Here is a 2,734-nt window from a genome sequence, read left to right as displayed (position 1 = left end):
GCATTTTTACTCACTTCAATTTTCCTTCGGAAAATAGCCGTTCATTAAAAACGCAACTTTCAATACACAACAACGTTATGGGCAAGCTGAAAAAACCCAACTCTGAAATTTTAACCTTAAAAATCAACAAAATGAAAAAACAAATGACAAAAATTTCGTTAGGAATTTTCTTAACATTAATCGGTTTTACATCTTGTACCGAAAAACAACCAACTCAAGATGAAATTGTAAAGAAAAATGCGGAGGAATATTTAAAGCCAAAACTAAACGACCCAAACAGCTATGAATTTGTCAAAATTGAACTTATAGATTCTGTTCTTTACAGCGATAATATTAATTATAGAAAAGAAAATTTTCAAAAAGACATTGAATACAACAAAGAAAATTTGGAAAGACTGGAAAGATACAAGACTGAAATCCCATCAATGTATAAAGAAGAAGAGGTTGCTGAATTAAACGAGAAAATTGAAAAAAACGAAAAAATCCTCTCTGAAATTAACTTATTAGAAACAAAACTTGGCTCTGGAAAAAATGATGTTGCATCTTACACTTACATTTTCAGTTTTAGAGGAAATAATGCTTTAGGTGCAAAAATTTTAAATGAATATATTGTTCAAACTGACCCAAAACCGGAACTGACAATAAAAAATATGACAGACGACAAGGATAAAGTTTTTCTCAATCCTAATGACTTTCCTGGTTACCGAGAAATGATAGTAAAGTATATAAACTAAAAAAAGCCAGCCCATAACACCGTATAAAAATAATTGCGGTTTAGTGCTTAACCAAAGGTCGTTGCGTGTTTGTAACGTCTGATTTTCCTTCGGAAAATCCTCGCATACAAACCCGCAACTATTCTTATACATAAACGTTGGCAACAAGCTGAAAAAACAATCGTGATAGAATTAAAGTCATTTAAAATAGAAGATTGGGAATATCTCAAAAAGTGGATTTCAAGTGAATCCGAATTAATCCAATTTGCTGGACAGATTTTCACTTTTCCAATTGACCAAAAACAAGTCGAATTGTATTTATCCGACTCAAACCGAACTGTATTTAAAATAGAAAACGAGAATAATGAAACAATCGGAATTGCGGAAATAAGCATTCCAGAGGAAAATGTTGCGAAATTAGCTCGGATTTTAATCGGAGAAAAATCAATGCGTGGAAAAGGAATAGGAACGGAATTAATTAATAAACTGACAGAATATGGATTTAGTAATCTAAAAAAGGAAAGAATTATACTAAATGTTTATTCTTGGAATATTGGTGCTATAAAATGTTATGAAAAAGTTGGATTTTCTCAAACTGACAAACCAATAAAATATGTAAAAGTCGGAAATGAAGAATGGGAAACAATCGAAATGGAAAAAAAGCCAGTTGCCAACACCGTGTATAATTAATGGCTTGATTATCGCCTACTTACGAAAATTCTAACGGATTTTCTATTCAGTTTTTATTTACTAAATTAGGTGCTTGAACACGCCACTAATCATACACAATACCGTTAGCTGTAATTAAAAAAAACTAGAATTTAGATAAAATGAAAACTGTATATATACTAGGTGCTGGATTTTCTGTAGAAGCAGGAGCACCTATTCAACTTAAAATTTTACAAGAAGCTTTTCGTCTTCATAAGTTAAATCCTTCTGATTTCGAAGAACAGAGATTTTCCATCTTCATTAATTTTTTGAAAGAGCAACTTAACTTTACTGAGAACAATTTTAGCCATATTGAATTAGAGGACATTTTTACGCCATTAGATAGGTGTTTAGCTGATAGTTCTCAATTCCGAGGAATAAGCCTGGGAAAAATAATGGAGGTCCGAGAATCTGTTTTCTATGTTATTGGAAGAACCATTCAACTAGTACTTAATCAAACAAATAAATCAAAGAATTATATAAATCAGTTTGCACGACATTTAACTAAAATATCATCTCAGCGCACGAACCATAATTATGGAAATATTGACCCAGTTAGTGTAATAAGTACTAATTGGGATATCTTATTAGATAATTCAATACAACGCGCAATTCTGGATGGAGAACATAATGCAGTTGTAGATTATTGTTGCTATATAAGTTCGAGAGATGAACTTGACCATTCAATAAAACCTGGGTTAGAAAAACTTGGCCAAGGTGGTTTCAACGTTAAGCTATTGAAACTACATGGTTCACTAAATTGGCTTCAGTGTCCTAGATGTGCTCGCCTTTATGCAAGATTCTCTAGAAAAGATGGTATTAGAAATCATATAGACAATGAGTCTTGTAGACACTGTGATACAAACTTTCCTGAAGAAGAAAATAATCATAAATTAACATCAAATCTGATAATGCCAACTTATGCAAAAGACTTGTCTAATCCGCAGTATAAAATAATCTGGCAAAATGCGGGTATTGAAATTTCTGAAGCCGAAAAGTTAGTATTTATTGGATACTCTCTACCAAGTGCTGATTTTGAAATGCGTCAATTACTTTCCAGAATGGTAAGAAAAAATGTAAAAATTGAAGTCGTTGGGTATAGCGATAATGATAATCAACAAAAAATCACAAAAGAGCATTGGTCAAAGTTTTTTGGTGACAGAGATTTATCATTTCATTTTGATGGTGCAAAAAGCTATGTTGAATCTATTGTTGAAAATTAATAAAAAACTACAGCTAACAAAGTACTGTGGTAAAAAACAAGTAAAAACTCATTAATTTTTCACTAAAACACTTCTGTAATTATTATCATA

3 protein-coding genes are annotated in these 2,734 nt (G+C 31.3%); all 3 read left to right on the top strand.

All coding sequences use genetic code 11. From position 1 onward, the window contains the following. Positions 1 to 734, top strand: a 734-nt coding sequence (locus tag GQS58_RS16710; protein WP_205860462.1) for a hypothetical protein, incomplete at its 5' end; no start/stop codon positions are given. 162 nt (positions 735 to 896) lie between these two features. Further along, positions 897 to 1,403 (top strand): GNAT family N-acetyltransferase, encoded by a 507-nt coding sequence (locus GQS58_RS16705; RefSeq protein WP_166388013.1) that lies wholly within the window; start codon positions 897 to 899, stop codon positions 1,401 to 1,403. Positions 1,404 to 1,543: 140 nt separating this feature from the next. Then, complete coding sequence (locus tag GQS58_RS16700) at positions 1,544 to 2,644, top strand: hypothetical protein (RefSeq protein ID WP_166388011.1); 1,101 nt, start codon at positions 1,544 to 1,546, stop codon at positions 2,642 to 2,644. The last annotated feature ends 90 nt before the right edge of the window (positions 2,645 to 2,734 follow it).

Source organism: Polaribacter sp. 11A2H, assembly GCF_011379025.1.
Taxonomy (GTDB): Bacteria; Bacteroidota; Bacteroidia; order Flavobacteriales; family Flavobacteriaceae; genus Polaribacter.
This window is presented reverse-complemented; position numbering and strand designations above follow the sequence as displayed.

Excerpts from the sequence above, each read along its gene's own strand:
- GQS58_RS16700 (WP_166388011.1), top strand. The coding sequence starts at position 1,544 with ATGAAAACTGTATATATACTAGGTGCTGGATTTTCTGTAGAAGCAGGA.